The following is a 15,396-nucleotide window of genomic DNA, read 5'->3' as shown; positions in this document are numbered from 1 at the left end:
GAACCCGGGATCGCTCGCAAGAAGTGGCGCTATCTCGTCACGCGATCCCGGATCGCCTAACGGCATCCGGGATGACTGCTAGAAATTCTTATGCGCGTTGATCTCTTCGACTTCGATCTTCCCGAGAGCAGCATCGCACTCCGTCCCATGGAGCCGCGCGATGCTGCGCGTATGCTCGTGGTCCGGCCCGATGCCGCATTCGAGGCCCGCATCGTTCGCGACCTGCCGGAGCTGCTGCAGCCCGGCGACGTGCTGGTGCTCAACGACACCAAGGTCATTCCATCCCGTCTTTATGGCCTGCGCGTTCGCGAGGATACCGCGGCGCATGTCGAGATCATGCTGCACAAGCGCGAAAGTGCGGACCGCTGGCGAGCCTTCGCGCGGCCGGTGAAAAAGCTCAATGTCGGCGATCGCATCCGCTTCGGCGACGATTCCGAGGGCACGGCCTGCGAGCTCGTGCGTCTCGACGCAGAGGTTGAAGAGAAAGGCGAGGGCGGTGATGTAGGCTTACGCTTCTCCTTCTCGGGCGCCTTCCTGGACGAAGCCATCGCCCGTCTCGGCGAGCTACCGTTGCCACCGTATATCGCCGGCAAGCGCCCGACCGACGACAAGGACCGGAGCGATTATCAGACCGTCTATGCCAGGGACGAGGGGGCCGTCGCAGCTCCCACTGCCGGTCTGCATTTCACCGATGACCTTTTCCGCCGCCTCGACGAGCGCGGCATCGCCCGTCATTTCGTGACGCTCCATGTAGGAGCGGGCACGTTCCTGCCAGTGAAGGCCGACGACACCGCCGAGCACCGGATGCATGCGGAATGGGGTTCGGTCTCCGCGGAGACCGCGCAGGCCCTCAATGAGGCGCGGGCCAGGGGAGGGCGGATCGTGGCAGTCGGCACCACTTCCTTGCGGCTTCTGGAGAGTGCAGCGCGCGAGGACGGCTCCATCGCGCCCTTCTCCGGTGACACCGCCATCTTCATCACCCCCGGCTATCGCTTCAAGGCTGTGGATGTGCTCATGACCAATTTCCACCTGCCGCGCTCGACTCTCTTCATGCTGGTTTCCGCTTTCGCCGGGCTGGACTGCATGAAGGCGGCCTATGCCCACGCCATCGAAACCGGCTATCGCTTCTACTCCTATGGCGATGCGAGTCTGCTGTTTCGGCGTTGATGCCCCGTGTCATCCCCGGCGCGCGGAACGCGCGGAAAGGGGATCCATTTACATGTGTTGCGGATCCATGGATCCCCTTCCTCTCCGCTTTGCTCCGGCCGGGGATGACAAGACGAGGTTTGAATGACCACCGAGACCTTCACCTTCACCATCAACAAGACCGACGGAATGGCACGTACCGGCGAGATCCGAATGCCGCGCGGTGTCATCCGCACGCCGGCCTTCATGCCCGTCGGCACGGCGGCCACTGTGAAGGCCATGTATCCCGACCAGGTCAAGGCGCTTGGCGCCGATGTGGTGCTTGGCAACACCTATCATCTCATGCTTCGTCCCGGCGCGGAGCGGGTCGCCAAGCTCGGCGGGCTGCACCAGTTCATGAACTGGCCCTATCCGATCCTCACCGATTCCGGCGGCTTCCAGGTCATGTCGCTCTCGGCTCTGCGCAAGATCGACGAGACCGGCGTCACCTTCCAGTCCCATATCGACGGCTCGACACATGTCCTGACCCCGGAGCGCTCCATCGAAATCCAAGGCCTGCTCGGCTCCGACATCCAGATGCAGCTGGATGAGTGCGTGAAGCTGCCGTGCTCCGACGAGGTGGCCGAGAAGGCCATGCGCCTGTCGCTCCGCTGGGCCGAACGCTGCCGGGTCGCCTTCGGCGAACAGCAGGGCAAAGCCATGTTCGGCATCGTCCAGGGCGGGGCAGTGGAGCGGTTGCGCATCGAGAGTGCGAAGGAGCTCGCTGCCCTCGATCTCAAGGGCTACGCCATCGGCGGCCTGGCCGTGGGTGAGCCGCAGGAAATCATGCTGCGCATGATCGAGACGGTCGAGCCGCATATGCCCAAGGAAAAACCCCGCTATCTCATGGGCGTCGGCACGCCTGACGACATCGTCGAGGCGGTGCGCCGGGGTGTCGACATGTTCGACTGTGTCATGCCCACTCGCGCCGGACGCCACGGCCAGGTCTTCACCCGCCATGGCCGGATGAACCTGCGCAACGCCCGCTTCGCCGAAGATATCAACCCGCTCGACCCGGAATCGAAGTGCACGGCCTCGAACACCTATTCTCGCGCCTATCTCCATCATCTCGTCCGCTCGAACGAGATTCTGGGCATGATGCTGCTCACCTGGAACAATCTGGCCTATTACCAGGAACTCATGGCCGGCCTGCGTAAGGCCATCGCCGAGGGGCGGCTCGAGGACCATATCGGCGAGGTCAAGGAGGGCTGGGCCAAGGGCGAGCGGGACAGCAAGGTGGAAATCGGCCAGCACGCCGACAACATTGCCATGGTGGCGGAAGGATAACTCCGACGCCTAGGGCGGGCTTCTCCTGGCAAATCATAGAGAAATCAGCTTCTTTGCACCCGAAGCTGAGGATTTACCCACCCAGGCGGGGCTTTTCGATTGACCCGGGACCTAAGAGCCCCTATCTCCGGGCTCACCTCTGGGAGCGCGTAGCTCAGCCGGTAGAGCATCTGACTTTTAATCAGAGGGTCCTGGGTTCGAGTCCCAGCGCGCTCACCAAACCTTATCAAGCACTTAGCTGCTGGAGGTTTGGTCCTGCTTCCCAGGAAACCGGAATGGGAAGCAAGCTCAACTGAGTGAGCTATTTCCCCCGCTATGGCAGCAGTTCACCCGCAGATCGACCCTTACTGCCAGAATCAACGAACGTCAGAAATCAGCCAGAGAGCGGACCTTGTTACGGTCACGCTGAATGACTCAGATTGACTGATGCCGTTGAAAAACTCTTCTGGCTGAGTCGCTGGTTGCTTGGCTTTCGCTCTCTTAACGGCTGGGGTGGAGGTGACCGGACCTGGGGGTGCCAGCTCACCCCATTACCCCGCTCAGGCGGCCGCTACCGCCGTCAGTCGAACCACGCGTCGGAGGTTCTGGACCATGGCGGCGAGGTGGAACTCGTCCCTGGCGCCGTCAGTTCTCGCAGGCGCATGCGTTTGAACCGCAAAGTGGTCTTGAGATGAGCAAACGGCATCTCAACCTTCTTCCGCTCGTTGCGCGAGGTCGCGAACCGCGGCGTCCCGGCAAGCTGACGAGCCTGATCGCGAGCCCCTTCGGCTTGAGGCCAAATCGCGCCCGGGTGCGCTCCAGCATGGTTGCGGTGGCTCGACATCGACAATGATAGCATGCTCGTTGTCGATACTGGACACGCTTGTTGGCCTTGGCCGTCCAGGCGGAAGCCGGATCGGAGGGCGAGATGCCCTTTGGAGCCTTGCGTCCGGCCTCTGGCTACTCGGCGCCGTCGAGTGCTTCAAATTACTCGCGCACGGCCCGGCCCGGCCGCTCGACGGCATTCCAGTCGATCTTCTCCGACTGGATGCCATGAGAGTGGCTGGCGTCGGCTTCGATGACGCTTGCATCGACCGCAAAGCCTTCGCCCTTGGTCAATCCGGCGAGCAGGCAGATGCCCACCACGCGCTCGAACATCAGGCGCAGCAGATCGCCGTTGCGGAACCGCCCGCGCCTGTTCTTCGAGAAAGTCGAATGGTCCGGCACCGCATAGTCCAGATCGAGCCGGCAGAACCATCGGTACGCCAGATTGAGCGAGACCTCTTCGCACAGCTTGCGCTCCGATCGGATGCCGTAGCAGTAGCCGACGATCAGCATGCGCGTCATCAGTTCGGAATCAACCGAAGGTCGGCCCGTGTGGCTGTAGAAGGCTGCGATCTCACGATGGATGCCAGCCAGCACCGGGGGTGACAAAGACGTCGATTTTGCGGAGGAGATGGCCGGCGGGAATGCGCTCTTCCAGATGAAAGAATAAAAGAGCAGCGCTTGGTCGTTCCGCTGACGCCCTATCATCAATGCGTCTCCCCGCAAATCCTGAGGAGAGCGGAATCATGCCCATCGTTTCGACACAACCGAGTTCCTCAACAGCATCGACCCGGACCGGTCCTTCGGAATGATTTGGCTTCCGACGGTTCGAATACGCGATCGATTTGGAGCTGCGGGCGACAGAACCGAGTGCAGACTTCGCACTACTCAACCAATCAGTCATGGCAATCCGCTGCTGTCAGAATGACGTCCTACAAAGGGTGTCGACTAAGACCCGTTTGGGCCGCTGACCAGACGCGAGGCTCGGCAGGCGTCCAACTCGTCTAAGTATCTCACAAGGCGGTAAGCCTGCCGATTGTAAACGCTATAACGGAAAATTTCATGGAAGGGTAAGTAGCTGCCGCCGCTATAAATAAACGCTATAGCGGCAGAATGGAGTTGTGTTGGCGGGCCTGCCTTCCTGAACCTACTCTCGTAGATTAACAGGCCAAGAGGAAGATGGCCTGGCTCAAGAAGCGAACCGCATCAACGCGGCAAATAAAACAGCGTGCGATGGCATAGGGCCAAGCTCGTGCGTTCCAGTAAAATGGAGTGGGAACATGACCAAACTGATCAGCCGTAGAGCATTCTGCATCTCGACCGCAGTTCTAACACTTGCCGCCGCAATTCCGAACTTTGCTGGGACAGCCTATGCGGCGGGAGAGACGATCAAACTCGGTCTCGTGGCGCCGATGAGCGGGCCCAATGCGCGTTACGGCTCATTTTCGATGCGTGGCGCACAGCTCGCTGTGAAGGAGATCAACGATGCGGGTGGCGTCGATGGCCGAAAGATCGAGCTTGTCTCGGGAGACAGCCAAGGTACGCCTGTCGAGGGTGTTTCAGCAACCCGCCGCCTGATCGATAGCGACAAGGTCGATTACATTATCGGTGACGTCTCCAGTTCCGTCACCCTCGCCATGCAGCCCGTTGCAGAGGACGCCGGTATCCTTCTCCTCAATGCTGCTTCGTCAAATCCCAAGATCACCTATGGGGCCGGTGTGGGCGGCTACAAGTGGACCTTTCGTAACTACCCGACTGACGAAAACCGTGCCTTGATCGTCGCAAAGTATGCCGCCGAGCAGCGCGGCTTCACTAAGTTCTCCGTTCTTTCAGTTGATAGTGACTATGGTCGTTCCGCCATCGAGTTCACGAAAAAGTATCTGCCCCAATTCAAGGGCCAAATCCTGACAGAGGATTACTACAAAGAGGGTGAAGTCGATTTCCGCAGCGTTCTGGCAAAAATCCGCGATTCCGGTGCCCAAGCCATTATCCTGTACGGCTTGGCTGACACGACCCCAATCATCGCGCGGCAGATGACCGAAGTCGGACTTGCCGGCAAAGTGCCGCTGATTGGAAACGGCGAATTCAACGCTCCGTCGAACATCAAAGCTGCACCGCGTGCTATGGAAGGGGCCGTCGAAGCCGCGGCATGGCTTCCCGCATGGGACTCGCCCAAGAGCAAGACTTTCGTCGACAAGTTCACGGCAGCCAACAAGGAAGGGCCTAACAACCACGCCTACGTCCATTGGGAAACCGTTCATCTCCTGGCGCAGGCTATCAAGGAAGCCGGAAGCCCGGACCGCGAGAAGGTTCGTGAGGCCCTGTCGAAGATCAAGTATGACAGCGCTGTCGGCGAAGTCACGTTCGACAATCACAATCAGGCCCGGCTGCCGATGATCCTGCTTCAGATCGAAGGCGGGAAGCCCAGCATCAAGGGCGCCTACACGGCTGACATTCAGTACCCTGCACCGTAAAAGCGTCGAGAGACGAGGCCATGTTCTCCACTTTTGCAGAACAGATCATCAACGGCATCGTAACAGGCTCTGTCTATGCGATCGTTGCCGTCGGCATGACGATGATCTTCGGTGTTCTACGGGCCATTAACTTCGCTCACGGCGAATATTATATGCTTGGAACGTTTGGGGCATGGTTCGCCATCGACTATTTCGAGCTGTCCTACGAGGCGTCGATCATCGTCGGAGTTCTGGCCACGATCGTCATAGCCTATGTCATTGGTAGGCTCGTGATGCAGCGCATGGTTGGCGCCCCGGCGGAGGCCGGCGTGCTCGCCACTCTCGGCATTGCCCTCATCCTCCAGAACACCGTGATCCTCATTTTTGGTGGCGGTTACAAGTTCTTTTCCGGCGGATACATCGAGCCGGTTTCGGTTCTGGGCTTCACCCTCGCTCAGCAACGCATCCTGATCCTCGTCGTCTGTGCGCTCGTTTTCATCGGACTTGAACTGATGGTGACGTACAGCCGTATGGGAAAGTCTATGCGGGCTGTCTCGCAGAACATCGAATGCTGCGAGGTTGTCGGAATCGATGTGTCCCAGGTCGTTCTGCGAACTTTTGTTCTCGGCGCGGCCCTCGCGGCTCTATCCGGAGTGTTGACTGCGCCGGTCAACGTCAACGTCTATGGCGGAATGGGTGAACTCATCACGTTCAAGACCCTCCCGATCATCATCATGGGCGGGCTCGGGAATGTCCGAGGCACATTCTTTGCAGCCATGCTCCTGGGTATCGCTGAAAGTCTGGTTGCGACCTATATCGGCTTGCAATTTCGCGACACGGTCGGGTTCGCGACCCTGATTCTGACGCTGATGTGGCGCCCCTACGGCCTGTTCTCCACAGAAGCACGATTTTGACGGCATAGCCGAACTTCTCTCGAACCTGAGGACTCACTATGTCTCTCACCCAAACATCGCGCGAGACGTCACTCGCTGAACCGTCCCTCGAGGTCCGACGCCGCGATTTGCGGCTGCCGCTGGGGATCATCGTCGCCAGCACGGCGCTGGCGGCTCCTTTCCTCATCGGCTCGTATGCGCTTCACGCCATTATCATCGCGTTGATCTTCCTGCTTCCGGCCCATGGGCTCAACCTCCTGGTCGGATATACCGGCCTCCTGTCGCTGGCTCAGGCCGCATTCTTCGGCATCGGAGCCTATACCGCCGGTCTTCTGGCTGTTCACTACGGGACGCCTTTCTACGTCAACCTAGTCGCTGCCGGCCTTACGGCAGGCTTGATCGCCCTCCCACTCGGGGTTCCGGCGCTGAGGCTTCGAGCAACTTCCTTCGTCATGTGTACGCTGGGCTTTGTCATCATCGGTCAGGCGATCGCCAAGAACTGGATTAGCGTGACGCGCGGTGACATGGGTCTCTCCAGCATCCCGAAACCCTATTTTGCGCTGGGGCCGGCGTCGTTTACGGTGTCCGGCACTACCGGGTTCTACTATCTCACTCTGGCTGTGGCCGTTCTTGCAACCCTTGCTGTCTGGGCGATCGTCCGCTCCCCGGCGGGGCGCAACATGATCGCCATCCGGGAGAACGAGACGCTGGCGGAGTCCGTCGGTGTGCCGACCTGGCGCTACAAGCTGATCGTTTTCATGATCAGCGCAGTCTTTGCCGGCATCGGTGGCAGCATTTACGCCCATTATCTCACGGTCGTCAGTCCGCTCACCTTCCAGATGTACTATTCGACCACGATGCTGATCATCGTTCTCGGTGGTGGAGCTGGAACGATCTCAGGGGTGGTGTTTGGCAGCCTTCTCTTCGTAGGCTTGTCGGAGGCGCTCCGCGTCGCCCCGGAACTGCGGATGATCGCCTACGGGTTCTGCCTTCTCATCCTGGTCTTCTGGTTCAAGAAGGGCTTCGCCCCTCTTATAAACCGCTTCTGGTCCTTTGTCGGAGGTGTGAAATGAGCACTCTGCCGATCCTCGAAATCTCGAACCTCACGAAGTCGTACGGTGCCGTGAAAGCCGTCAACGATGTGAGCGTTCACATTCATCGCGGTGAGATCTGCGGGCTCATCGGACCGAACGGCTCCGGAAAATCGACCTTCTTTGATTGCAGCACCGGGCTCGGCAAGCCCGACTCGGGCAAGATCGTTCTGGACGGGCAGGATATTACCGGCTGGTCCCTCAACCGCATCGCCCGCGAGGGCAGGATGCTGCGATCGTTTCAGAAGACGGTTGTGTTCAAGGCGCTCGACGTGGAGGAGAATCTGATCATCGCCGGTCAGATGTTCACGTTTCCTAGCCTGTTCTCGACCTTCAGCCTGGGACGAATGTCGCGTCAGCGCATCGCAGCACTGCGAGATAGGGCTCGCGAGCTCATCAGGATGGCTGGGCTGTGGGACGTCCGCCATATGCCGGCGGGCAACCTCTCCGGCGGGCAGCAGAAGCTGATCCAGTTCGCTTCCATGCTGATGCCGGAGCCTAAGATCATCCTGCTTGACGAACCCATGGCTGGCATCAATCCGAAGATCATCGAACGGGTCGTAGATACCATCAAGTATGCCAACAAATCACTCGGCGTGAGCTTCCTTGTGATCGAGCACAACATCGACGTCGTCACCAGTATCTGCGAGCGGGTCGTCGTCCTCGATCAGGGCCGCAAGCTCGCCGAAGGCACGCCTCAGAACATCGTTCAAAACCAGCAGGTGAGGGAGGCCTACCTCGGTGGCTAATTCCAACCTTTCCATCAAGAACCTGCGGGCCGGCTATGGCTCCCTCGATATCCTGAACGGCGTTGATCTCGACATCCCGCAGGGTCAGTTCGTGGCTCTCATGGGTCCGAACGGCGCCGGCAAATCCACCCTCCTCAAGACGCTGTATGGCATGACCACGATCAAAGAGGGTAGCATCGACTGGCAGGGCAAGAATATTGCCGGATACAAGTCGCGGGCGATCCTCGGCGAGGGCATTTCCTTTGTGCCGCAAGGCCGGTGCAATTTTCCGGTCATGACGGTAGAGGAAAATCTGCAGATGGCGGCCTACACCCTGCGCGACAGCCAGGTCAAAGCCGACCGCGATTATGTCTACGACCTCTTCCCGATCCTGAAGACGCGGCGCACGACACTCGCCGGCAACATGTCCGGTGGTGAGCAGCAACTCCTGGAAGTGGCGATGGCCGTCCTCCAAAGGCCGAAGGTCCTGCTGGTCGACGAACCGTCTGTCGGTCTGTCGCCCGCCGCGATCGGCGTCGTCTTCAATGAACTCCTGCGGTTGCACGCGTCGGGACTGACGATCCTGCTCGTTGAGCAGAATACCAAGAAGGCCATGGAAGTGGCCGAGCGGGCCGTCATCCTCCGTCTTGGCAAGGTGATCTGGGACGGTCAGCCGAAGGACATTACCCACGACGAACTCGGTGAGCTGTTCCTGACCGGTAAAATGCGCGGCGAAACGGAAGCCGTCCACTAGATCCTGTTGCACCGCCTCGGTGCTGCGAACCGTAGCGAGATAGAGAATACTTCCATGAGCAACTTCGTGCCCGCTTCCCGCGTGTCGCGCATCAAAGTTTCACCCAGTACGGCGGCGTCGGCGCGTGCAAGAGAGCTGAAGGCTGCCGGACGTGACATCGTCGATCTCACAGTAGGCGAGCCGGATTTTGATACACCAGAGAACATCAAGGCGGCGGCTCATGCTGCAATTGATCGTGGTGAAACAAAGTATACGCCGGTCAACGGAACTCCGGCACTGCGTAAAGCCATCATCAGCGACTACCGCCGCAGGCTGGATCTTTCCTACAAGGACAGCGAAATCTGTGTCGGCGGTGGCGCCAAACAGATCCTCTTCCTGGCACTTATGGCAAGCGTCGAGAATGACGCCGAAGTCATCATTCCGGCTCCCTACTGGGTGTCCTACCCCGACATGGTGATCGCCAACGAAGGCAAGCCGATTATTGTAGAGTGCGCACAAGACAAGGGATTCAAGCTTACGCCGGAGGCCCTTGAGACCGCCATCACGCCGAAGACCCTGTGGCTTATCCTGAACACACCCTCGAACCCGACCGGCGCGGCCTACACCCGGGCTGAGCTCGAGGCCTTGGGCGAGGTATTGCTACGTCATCCTCACGTTTTCGTGCTGTCGGACGACATTTACGACCAAGTCTGGTTCGAGGATGAGCCGACGACGACCTTGGTTGCGGCGGTTCCCGCGTTGAAGGATCGCGTCGTGCTTACGAACGGTGTGTCGAAGTCCTACGCCATGACGGGGTGGCGGATCGGCTACGCCACCGGCCCTGAACCGCTCATTGCGGCGATCAACAAGCTGCAATCCCAGATGTCGTCCTGTCCATCCTCGGTGAGCTAGGCGGCCGCCGCATACGCACTCACCTCGGATCAGACATTTGTGACCGACAGCGTGAAGGTCTACAAGGATCGTCGCGATTATGCCTGCGCTCGTCTCAACGCGATTCCAGGCCTCTCCTGTTTGACGCCAGCCGGTGCCTTCTACCTGTTCCCGAACTGCGCTGGCGTGATTGGGCGAAAGACACCTGAGGGCAAGGTCATCGAGAATGATCTCGACTTCGTGCTCTACCTGCTGGACGGAGTTGGCGTTGCCGCACTGCAGGGCGCCGCTTACGGCCTTTCCCCCTATTTCCGGCTGTCGATTGCAACGTCGATGGAAATGATCAAGGCTGGCTGCGACCGTATCGAGGCCGCCGTCGCGGCGCTCCAATAGCACTCCCGGCCGTGCGGAGAGGGGATTGCGCCCTTCCCGCCCGATGCCCTAGTTTCGGCAAGAAAGAGGCCGGAATGATGAGCGTCGACTTCAGAAAACTGAAAAGCTTCGTCAAGATCGTTGACACGGGCAGCATGTCACGCGCGGCCAGCATCCTGCGTACGGCACAACCTGCGCTCTCGCAGCAGATCGCGTCGCTCGAAGCCCATTTCAACCACAAGCTTTTGATCCGCAGCAACGTCGGCATTGCTCCGACCGAGGCCGGCCTCATTCTTTACCGTCACGCCCAACTGATGCTCAAGCAAATTGAGCAGGCTCAGGTCGATATCAATCAGTCGGCAACATCAATTGCGGGACGCGTTTCCATCGGGCTTGCGACCTACTCGAGTTCCAGTGCCCTGTCCCTGCCGCTGCTGAAGGAGATGAAGGCTCAGCATCCGCGGATCGTCGTGCACATCAACGACAGCTTCGGGCACATCCTGAGCGAGTTGATCATGACCGGCAAGATGGACATGGCGCTCATCTATACGGCGGACCCGATGAAGGGCGTAACCCTTCAGCCGCTCTTTCGTGAGGAGATGTTTCTTGTCTCGCCTCCCGCTCTGGAGCTTCCCGGCGAGGCTGGCGAGCCTCTGCCCCTCTCGGACCTGAGCGGTGTTCCCCTTCTGCTGCCGAGTAAGACCCATCTTCTCCGCCGCCTGATCGACGAGGCCCTGTCGCGGGCACGGGTCACGCCAGAGGTTACCTCGGAGATCGAATCCGTTCCGGCGCTCAGCGCCGCAGTATTGGAAGGCCTGGGATCCACGATTTTGCCGGCTTCGGTGGCGACCGAAACCGCAAGCTTCGCCGGAGCCCAAATCAGACCGCTCGTGCGGCCGGTCATCGAGGCCACCGTGTCCCTGTGTACGTCCGACCACCTTCCACTCTCCGAGCCTGCTCTGGCAGCACGATCCGTCCTACTTACTACGGTCGAAAGGCTAATGCGTGATCACCATCAAGGCATACGTCCGGCCTAAGCGTCAGTTTACATGGACGCTATAAAGAAAGGCTATAGCGGCAGACCGTAGTTGTGTTGGCGGCCGCAAAATCCTTCGCCTAACCTCATCAGCGACATGGAAATTTGGCTTGGCCAAATTCGCTGGAACGACGCCAAGCGTCGCCTGCTCGCTCGAGGGAAACATGGCAAAACTGGCTTTCGACACCGGAGGAACCTTCACGGATTTCGCCCTCCTGGACGACAACGGCGATCTTCATCTTCACAAGGTCTTGAGCACACCGAAGAACCCGGCTGAGGCTGTGGTGCAAGGCGTCACGGAACTACTCGAGCAATTCGGGCAATCGATCTCCCTCGAAAACCTCCAGGTTCTGGGTGCGACTACGGTCGTCACAAACGCGGTTCTGGAACGCAAGGGCGTCGAGACCGGCTTCATCACGACGGACGGCTTCCGCGACATGCTGCGGATCCGGAACGAGGGCCGTTACGATCTCTACGATCTGAATATCAAGTATCCCGATCCGCTCGTCAGCCGGGCAAACAGCTTCGGCGTCGGCGAACGTATTGCCGCCAGTGGCGATGTCATCACGGAACTGAAGGAGGAAACGGTCCGCGAGATCGCCGGCAAGCTCAAGGAGAAGGGAATCCGTTCAGTCGCCGTCTGCCTGCTGCACGCCTACAAGTATCCGCAACACGAGCAGCGCGTTGCAGCTCTCCTGCGTGATGAGGATCCGGACATCTTCGTGTCGCTATCCTCGGAAGTCTGCCCGGAGGTCCGCGAGTTCGACCGCGCCTCGACCACGGTCGTCAATGCCTATACCCGTCCGCAGATGTCCGGCCATGTGGCCCATCTCCAGCGCGAGTTCGCCAAGAGGGGCATCGACCGGCAAGTTCTCTGGATGACGTCCTCAGGCGGACTGGTTCCAAGCCGCCGCGCCGCCGAGCTGCCGGTGCGTCTGATCGAGTCCGGTCCAGCTGCAGGGGCGGTCGCCGCTGCCGAATTCGGCCGGATCGCCGGCGAGGGAAGCGTGCTGTCCTTCGATATGGGCGGCACCACCGCAAAACTTTGCCTGATCCCGCATGGCGAGCCTACGGTCGGCACTGAGCTGGAGGTGGCTCATTACCAGCGCTTCCGCAAGGGATCGGGCTTCCCGTTGAAGATCCAGTCCATCCAGATGATTGAGATCGGTGCCGGCGGCGGTTCCATCGCGGCCAAGAACCCGCTGGGTCTGCTCGATGTCGGCCCACGGTCGGCCGGTGCCCTGCCGGGCCCAGCCGCCTATCAACGCGGTGGCACGGAGCCGACCGTGACCGATGCCGACATCCTGCTCGGCTATATGGGTGTGGAATCGTTCGTTGGTGGCTCATTCAAAGTCTCGAAAGACGCAGCTCGAACCGCAATAGAACGGCTTGCCAACGACCTCGGCGTCAGCGTCGAACGCTGTGCCTGGGGAATCCACGACCTCGTCAACGAATCCATGAGCAAGGCTGCGGCCATGCACGCGACGGATCTCGGCGTCGACCCGCGTTCGCTGCCCATGGTAGCGTTCGGCGGCGCCGGACCGGTCCATGCTTATGGCATCGCCCGCAAGCTTGGCATCAAGCGGATCATCTGCCCGACGGGCGCCGGGGTGACATCGGCCATCGGCCTCCTTATTGCGCCGGTCGCAGTCGATCTGTCGGCCAGCCATCCGATGACGGTCGATGACTGGGACATGGATGTCATGAACCAAGTTCTCGACGATCTTGCGGCTCAAGGTTCCGAGGTGGTCAGCGCTGGAGGCGTCTCTAAGGACACGATCACAAATCGCTATACGGTCGACATGCGTCATATCGGCCAGGGTTATGAGATCACCGTCCAACTCCCAGACCGCAACCTGCCGAAGGATGAGTTCCTAAAACAGTTACTCGATAACTTCTACAAACTCTATCGCGAGCTGTTCGGACGCACCGTCGCCGCTCCGGTCGAAGTGATTACCTGGCGTTTGCGGGCAAGTGGTGAGAAGGATCAGGTCACCCGCCCGCACCTCACCGATATCGCCGATGCCCTCAAGGGACATCGTGAGGTCTATTTCCATGAGCTCGGCTCTTCTGTGGCAACGCCGGTCTATGATCATTACCGCCTGCCGGTGGACAAGCCCATCCAAGGGCCGGCGGTCGTCGAGCAGCGCGAGTCGACCGCTGTGGTTGGGCCGAGCGGCACGGCACATGTCGACGCCAAAGGCAATCTGATCATCAACATCCTGTAAAGGGGGTAGAACCATGTCGAAATCCACGCCCGATTTCAACGACCCGATCAACCTTCAGGTCATGTGGAACCGCCTGATCTTCATCGCCGACCAGGCCGACAAGGCGCTCGGCAGGACTGCCTTCTCGCCGATCGTGCGTGAGAACCACGACTACGTGACAGTGCTGATGGACAGCCGCGGGCGGGCGCTCGCGCAATGCACCTGGTCGATCCCAGTCTTCATCAGCTCGCTTCCGGCCGCGGCACAGCAGTACTTCCTACCGAAATTTCCGGCCGACAAGCTCGAAGAAGGTGACGTTCTCGCCACCAACGATCCCGAGATCGGTACCGGCCATCTTCCCGACGTGACGATGATCACGCCGATCTTCAAGAACGGCAAGGTGGTGGCCTATGCGGGATCAATCGCGCATCTTCCCGATATCGGCGGCCGCCCGCTCCATTCGGAGGCGAGCGACATCTTCGAGGAAGGCATTCGCTTTCCGATCGTCAAGCTCCACAAGGCCGGAGTTCCGAACCAGGACGTCCTCGATATCATTGCCGCCTCCGTGCGGATGCCGACGGAAGTGCTCGGCGACCTCGAGTCGATGGTCGCCGCGAACGGGGTCATGGCGCGCGAACTCCTGAAGTTTCTTGAAGAATATAATTTGGATGATGTGGATGGTCTCGCCGATGCCATCCAGTCCCTCTCTGAGGCACAGACCCGCAAGGCCATCCGCGCCTGGCCGAATGGCACTTACAGCGCGGAGGTCCTGCTCGACGGCTATGGTACCGACGTGAAGCTGAAGGTCTCGGTGATTGTCAAGGACGACTCCATTCATGTCGACTATGCTGGCACGTCGGACCAGATTGCGGACTCATCCATCAACTGCCGCACGAACTATCGCTACGCGCATTCCGTCTATGCGTTGAAATGTCTTCTGGATCCCGACACCCCCAACAATGAAGGCTGCATCACACCCATCACCGACGAGGCACCAAAAGGGTCCATCCTCAACCCGGAATCATGGGCGGCCGGCAACTCGCGCAACGTGATCGGCCATGTCATCCCATCGCTCATCTTCAGAGCACTTGAGGGCGTGGTGCCCGATAAGGTGATCGGCGACAGTGGTGGCGCGCCAATCTGGGCCACGAACTGCGTGGGTCAACACGATGATGGTACCCAGTACTCAGCCGTGCAGAATTATCACGGCGGCCAGGGAGGCCGGGCGGAATTCGACGGCCTTGATACGCTGAGCTTCCCCTCGAACTGCAAGGTCACAGCCATCGAGATGTTCGAGATGGCCGTGCCGGTCCTGACCGAGTGCAAGGAACTCGTGGCGGACTCGGGCGGCGTCGGAAAGTATCGCGGCGGCCTTGGACAACGGGCCATCCTGCGCAACCTCGGCAAGTCACCGATGCGCATCTATCTCGCGTCCGAACGCGTTCGCCACCCATGCTTCGGCGTCGTTGGCGGTGAGTCCGGCATGCCCGGCAAGGTCCTGAAGAACGGCGAGGTTCACTCCCCGAAGGGCAAGGCCGTTCTCGCGACGGGCGACCGCCTTCAGGTCGAAACGCCTGGCGGCGGCGGTTGGGGCAGGGCGGCTAATCGCCCCGTCGAGCTGATTGAACAGGATCTTGCCGAAGGCCTTATCACTCCCGAGGCAGCCAAGAAGCGTTATGGCTATGGTGGGTCAGCCGCCTTGGCTGCGGAGTAGGA

The 15,396-nt window shown here is 60.0% G+C and carries 10 protein-coding genes, 1 tRNA gene and 2 pseudogenes; 12 read left to right on the top strand and 1 reads right to left on the bottom strand.

Annotated elements, in window-relative coordinates; genetic code table 11:
• Positions 1-90 precede the first annotated feature (90 nt).
• The 3 genes from queA (at position 91) to JO965_RS16030 (ending at position 2,691) form a co-directional block, all read left to right on the top strand.
• The gene (gene queA / locus JO965_RS16040; RefSeq protein WP_203439858.1) at positions 91-1,167 is read left to right on the top strand and encodes a tRNA preQ1(34) S-adenosylmethionine ribosyltransferase-isomerase QueA; all 1,077 of its coding nucleotides are present in this window, start codon (positions 91-93) and stop codon (positions 1,165-1,167) included.
• A gap of 123 nt (positions 1,168-1,290) precedes the next feature.
• The gene (tgt, locus tag JO965_RS16035; RefSeq protein WP_203439857.1) at positions 1,291-2,472 is read left to right on the top strand and encodes a tRNA guanosine(34) transglycosylase Tgt; all 1,182 of its coding nucleotides are present in this window, start codon (positions 1,291-1,293) and stop codon (positions 2,470-2,472) included.
• 143 nt (positions 2,473-2,615) lie between these two features.
• Positions 2,616-2,691: transfer RNA gene (locus JO965_RS16030), tRNA-Lys, on the top strand.
• A 320-nt stretch (positions 2,692-3,011) separates the two neighbouring features.
• Here the strand turns inward: JO965_RS16030 and JO965_RS49385 are convergent.
• Positions 3,012-3,984: pseudogene (locus JO965_RS49385) on the bottom strand (transposase).
• A 572-nt stretch (positions 3,985-4,556) separates the two neighbouring features.
• On the opposite strand from JO965_RS49385, the gene JO965_RS16020 reads away from it, so the two are divergent.
• The 9 genes and pseudogenes from JO965_RS16020 to JO965_RS15980 all read left to right on the top strand — a co-directional run bounded on the left by JO965_RS16020 (position 4,557) and on the right by JO965_RS15980 (position 15,394).
• On the top strand, positions 4,557-5,750 hold the full coding sequence (locus JO965_RS16020; protein ID WP_203439856.1) for an ABC transporter substrate-binding protein: 1,194 nt from the start codon (positions 4,557-4,559) through the stop codon (positions 5,748-5,750).
• A 20-nt stretch (positions 5,751-5,770) separates the two neighbouring features.
• On the top strand, positions 5,771-6,643 hold the full coding sequence (locus JO965_RS16015) for a branched-chain amino acid ABC transporter permease (protein ID WP_203439855.1): 873 nt from the start codon (positions 5,771-5,773) through the stop codon (positions 6,641-6,643).
• A 38-nt stretch (positions 6,644-6,681) separates the two neighbouring features.
• On the top strand, positions 6,682-7,695 hold the full coding sequence (locus tag JO965_RS16010; protein ID WP_203439854.1) for a branched-chain amino acid ABC transporter permease: 1,014 nt from the start codon (positions 6,682-6,684) through the stop codon (positions 7,693-7,695).
• Entirely contained in the window at positions 7,692-8,462 is a 771-nt protein-coding gene (locus JO965_RS16005; protein WP_203439853.1) for an ABC transporter ATP-binding protein, read from the top strand. Before JO965_RS16010 ends, JO965_RS16005 begins: the two co-directional genes overlap by 4 nt.
• Positions 8,455-9,195, top strand: coding sequence for an ABC transporter ATP-binding protein (locus tag JO965_RS16000; RefSeq protein ID WP_203439852.1), 741 nt, complete (start codon positions 8,455-8,457; stop codon positions 9,193-9,195). Before JO965_RS16005 ends, JO965_RS16000 begins: the two co-directional genes overlap by 8 nt.
• A 54-nt stretch (positions 9,196-9,249) precedes the next feature.
• A pseudogene (locus JO965_RS15995) lies at positions 9,250-10,458 on the top strand (aspartate transaminase).
• 77 nt (positions 10,459-10,535) lie between these two features.
• The gene (nac, locus tag JO965_RS15990; protein WP_203444218.1) at positions 10,536-11,474 is read left to right on the top strand and encodes a nitrogen assimilation transcriptional regulator NAC; all 939 of its coding nucleotides are present in this window, start codon (positions 10,536-10,538) and stop codon (positions 11,472-11,474) included.
• A gap of 163 nt (positions 11,475-11,637) precedes the next feature.
• Entirely contained in the window at positions 11,638-13,701 is a 2,064-nt protein-coding gene (locus JO965_RS15985) for a hydantoinase/oxoprolinase family protein (protein WP_203439851.1), read from the top strand.
• A gap of 13 nt (positions 13,702-13,714) precedes the next feature.
• Positions 13,715-15,394 carry a hydantoinase B/oxoprolinase family protein gene (locus JO965_RS15980; RefSeq protein ID WP_203439850.1) on the top strand — a complete coding sequence of 560 codons (1,680 nt, stop codon included), beginning with the start codon at positions 13,715-13,717 and terminating at the stop codon, positions 15,392-15,394.
• Positions 15,395-15,396 lie beyond the last annotated feature (2 nt).

This window comes from Microvirga sp. VF16 (assembly GCF_016864375.1).
Classification (GTDB): Bacteria; Pseudomonadota; Alphaproteobacteria; order Rhizobiales; family Beijerinckiaceae; genus Microvirga.
This window is presented reverse-complemented; position numbering and strand designations above follow the sequence as displayed.

Bases quoted from the DNA above. Each gene is read 5' to 3' on its own strand.
- queA (WP_203439858.1), top strand. From the start codon at position 91: ATGCGCGTTGATCTCTTCGACTTCGATCTTCCCGAGAGCAGCATCGCA.
- tgt (WP_203439857.1), top strand. From the start codon at position 1,291: ATGACCACCGAGACCTTCACCTTCACCATCAACAAGACCGACGGAATG.
- JO965_RS16020 (WP_203439856.1), top strand. From the start codon at position 4,557: ATGACCAAACTGATCAGCCGTAGAGCATTCTGCATCTCGACCGCAGTT.
- JO965_RS16015 (WP_203439855.1), top strand. From the start codon at position 5,771: ATGTTCTCCACTTTTGCAGAACAGATCATCAACGGCATCGTAACAGGC.
- JO965_RS16010 (WP_203439854.1), top strand. From the start codon at position 6,682: ATGTCTCTCACCCAAACATCGCGCGAGACGTCACTCGCTGAACCGTCC.
- JO965_RS16005 (WP_203439853.1), top strand. From the start codon at position 7,692: ATGAGCACTCTGCCGATCCTCGAAATCTCGAACCTCACGAAGTCGTAC.
- nac (WP_203444218.1), top strand. From the start codon at position 10,536: ATGAGCGTCGACTTCAGAAAACTGAAAAGCTTCGTCAAGATCGTTGAC.
- JO965_RS15985 (WP_203439851.1), top strand. From the start codon at position 11,638: ATGGCAAAACTGGCTTTCGACACCGGAGGAACCTTCACGGATTTCGCC.
- JO965_RS15980 (WP_203439850.1), top strand. From the start codon at position 13,715: ATGTCGAAATCCACGCCCGATTTCAACGACCCGATCAACCTTCAGGTC.